The organism is Polaromonas sp. UBA4122 (assembly GCA_002381615.1).
Classification (GTDB): Bacteria; Pseudomonadota; Gammaproteobacteria; order Burkholderiales; family Burkholderiaceae_C; genus Polaromonas.
Genome location: DFWY01000056.1, coordinates 1 through 2,502, shown reverse-complemented (window position 1 = coordinate 2,502; position 2,502 = coordinate 1). Strand labels below are relative to the sequence as shown.

The 2,502-nt window shown below is 56.2% G+C and carries 2 protein-coding genes and 1 pseudogene; 1 reads left to right on the top strand and 2 read right to left on the bottom strand.

Annotated elements, in window-relative coordinates:
* Positions 1 to 139 precede the first annotated feature (139 nt).
* Positions 140 to 517, bottom strand: a complete 378-nt coding sequence (locus B3F77_RS07285; RefSeq protein WP_293604317.1) for a hypothetical protein — start codon at positions 515 to 517, stop codon at positions 140 to 142.
* 454 nt (positions 518 to 971) lie between these two features.
* Complete coding sequence (locus B3F77_RS07280) at positions 972 to 1,907, bottom strand: SMP-30/gluconolactonase/LRE family protein (RefSeq protein ID WP_293604316.1); 936 nt, start codon at positions 1,905 to 1,907, stop codon at positions 972 to 974.
* 134 nt (positions 1,908 to 2,041) lie between these two features.
* Between B3F77_RS07280 and B3F77_RS07275 the strand changes: the two are divergent.
* Positions 2,042 to 2,434: pseudogene (locus B3F77_RS07275) on the top strand (transposase); the annotation flags it as partial.
* Positions 2,435 to 2,502: the final 68 nt, after the last annotated feature.

Sequence of the window (2,502 nt, the reverse complement as noted above, 5' to 3'; positions counted from 1 at the left end):
AAATTTTCATTGACGTTTTTACAGTCTTAAGTCGTCGCTCACTGGCCGTCTGGTTTGCAGCGTTACGGTCATTCCGGTTCATCCGAAGAATGGCCAATTGCGGACATTTACGGGACAAATCAATGCTTTTTTTGATGGTTTAGGGGGTTACTTCCTTTAGCCCCACAACGAAATATTCGGTCTCCCCAAAACAAGTGGTTGGCAGGCCCTTGTGTTGCTCATAATGCAAGGTGACGCGTTTTCCCATTGATGCTTCGACCAGCGAAGCGACTGCAGGATCTCTTACTGAAAATAAAAATTTCTCAGGTGCGGCTCCTGGAATTGCAATTAACGAAAGTTCACCTTCCCAAGTTTTGCAAACCCATCCTTTCGCTGACATTTTTTGGAGGAATCCCGCACGTTCTCCGCTGGAATAACTCCAGGTCAAAGCGATCGTTACATAGGCCCAAAAGAGAACGATGATCGCGACGAAAAATCCCACGACATAAAAAGTGACTCGTTTCGTAGGTTCAGCCATCAAATTACTTCCTTCAGATTGATTTGCCAGTTAGTATCAAGAACTGGGGGTGATCCCAACCGTTTGTCAATAACTACCCCTGACCGCAGGTTGGTGGGGTTGCTGCCAAAAAGGGTAGCCTAACAGACGCCGTCATGGATTGGCGCCCCTGAAACCTTGGCAACGTTCCGCTGGCAACATGAAGAGGCGAGGTAACGACAGGGTAGGGTAGGGTAGTGCAGCACCTCAAGGGCCTTTTTTGAGGGCCTTCAGGGAGCGGTGTGTGTAAACCTTGGCTCCAACAACCGCAACCACTCAGAATTGACCCATGTGCCGACGACGGACTAACCCAAGCCAAATCCATCCAATCCCAATGCTTGCAACGGTTCGCAAGGCTGGTGCAAGGGTCAGCCGAATCTCGGCACATGGGTCAAAAATGGATCGGCGCCAACAGCGGTGGCGTGAAATATGCGGGCTAGCCTCCTGGCGCGCCCTGTGTGTTCACATACAGGGAATACAGGCTGTGGCTCGCCGCCATGAACAGCCGATTGCGGTAGCGTCCGCCGAAGCACAGGTTGGCGCAGCGTTCGGGCAACTGGATATGGCCGATCGGCTCGCCCGCCGGGTTGAAGATGCGCACGCCGTCCAGCTCCGGATCGCCCATGCCCCAGCCGCACCAGAGATTACCCTCGACATCGACACGGAAGCCGTCCGGGCTGCCCGGACCGGCATCGATGAACACCCGGTTATTGGCCAGCCTGATGCCGTCCTGCACATCGAACACGCGGATCTTGCGCGGACTGGCGCGGGATTCGACCACATACAGCTTGCTCTCGTCCGGTGAGAAGGCGAGCCCGTTCGGCCCCAGTACATCGTCGGCCATCATCGTCGCCTTGCCGGTCTCGCCGTCGACGCGCCAGATCGCCGCGTTCAACTCCGGCTCGGCCTTATAGCCCTCATACCAGCCCAGGATGCCGAAGGGCGGATCGGTGAACCAGATCGAGCCGTCGGACTTCACCACCACGTCGTTCGGAGAATTGAGGCGCTTGCCCTCGAAATTGTCCATTACCGTGGTGATGGTGCCGTCGTACTCAGTGCGGCTTACCCGCCGCCCGCCATGCTCGCAGGTCACCAGTCGCCCCTGACGGTCGCGGGTGTTGCCGTTGGCGAAGTCCGACGGCTTGCGGAACACGCTGACGGCGCCGGTCTCTTCGTCCCATTTCAGGATGCGGTTGTTGGGGATGTCGCTCCACAGCAAATAGCGCCCATCGCCGAACCAAACCGGCCCCTCGGACCAGCGGCAGCCAGTATGGAACCGCTCCACCGAGGCAAGCGCGAGCCGGTAGTTGTTGAAATCCGGGTGCAGCACCTGCACAGCCGGATCGGGGTAGCGAGTGCTAGGTTCCCACATGGCATTTCCTTTTTTAGATTATGTACTGGACGGGATGCTAACGCCGGCGACGGGCGGCCGCGAGACGGTTGGACGGGTTCGTTCCAGCCGATCAAGAATAATCGTACTTTCATGCCGTGGCGATCTGCACTATGCGTGTGTCGTGCATGGCCGAGCGTTCGCGCTTTGGCGACTGAGAAGCCGATCTGGTCATTTGTGCAGCCCAGAAGCAGGCCCTCGTCACGATGAACGAGCTCACGTCTCGCTACTCGTTGATCGCCCATGTTTCGTTCAAGACGGCGCAGGCCGTATCTGACACCATGATCTCTTTGCTCAGACCTTTTTCGTGCTGCGTGCACACACTGAACACCGACGATGGCAAAGAGTTCGCTCAGCACGAGCGTATCGCCTCAGCCCTGGATGCTGACTTCTTCAACATGCACCGCCTCAATCACCGCCCCAGAAAATGCCTCGGCTTCAAAACACACCATGAGATTTTTGTAAAGCAGTTACAGTCACATCGACAAGCTGTTGCACTTCGAGCTTGAAACCACCCAGAAAAAATGATCCGGAATTACGGTGGCGATATTGGTTGCTCCCCTTCCGGCGTCAGATA

Coding starts and splice junctions, on each gene's coding strand:
- B3F77_RS07285 (WP_293604317.1), bottom strand. CDS start 517: ATGGCTGAACCTACGAAACGAGTCACTTTTTATGTCGTGGGATTTTTC.
- B3F77_RS07280 (WP_293604316.1), bottom strand. CDS start 1,907: ATGTGGGAACCTAGCACTCGCTACCCCGATCCGGCTGTGCAGGTGCTG.